This window comes from Gordonia sp. DT219, from assembly GCF_049847065.1.
Classification (GTDB): domain Bacteria; phylum Actinomycetota; class Actinomycetes; order Mycobacteriales; family Mycobacteriaceae; genus Gordonia.
Window position 1 is genome coordinate 1 of sequence record NZ_JBNCNR010000086.1, and the last position, 404, is coordinate 404.

1 protein-coding gene is annotated in these 404 nt (G+C 63.6%); it reads right to left on the reverse strand.

Going from position 1 to position 404, the window contains the following annotated elements; translation table 11 throughout:
- The coding region (locus ACPXB3_RS22535) for a DUF222 domain-containing protein (RefSeq protein WP_425729869.1) at window positions 1–380 on the reverse strand (380 nt) is incomplete at its 3' end.
- Window positions 381–404 lie beyond the last annotated feature (24 nt).

Sequence of the window (404 nt, forward strand, 5' to 3'; positions counted from 1 at the left end):
GCGGATAGCTTCGGGGTGTCGGCCGGGATGGTCAACAGCACCCCACCGGTCGGTTTGCACGACACGGTCTCATCAGCGAGGCCCTTTTGGGCGAGTTCGAGGATGGTTTCGAGAGCGTCGGCGCGTTTGCGTTCGGCCGGCCGTGGATCGTGCGAGCCGTTGGGTTGAGGCTTTGGCGCGGACAGTGTTTCGACGAGGCTGTGCAGTTTCTCCCCGGCGACCGCATCGAGGTTGGCGCGCACGTCGAGGCGTCCGTCGCTGGTCTTGTGGTAGCCGAGTTCGTTGCTGGTCTTGTCTTCGGCGGCAGGTATGCCACCGGTGTCGTCAGCAAGAATGTTGCCGAGTTGGTGTGCGTGCTTGCCGATTTCGGCGGGACTCATCCCGGACAGTGCTTGGGAGACGAG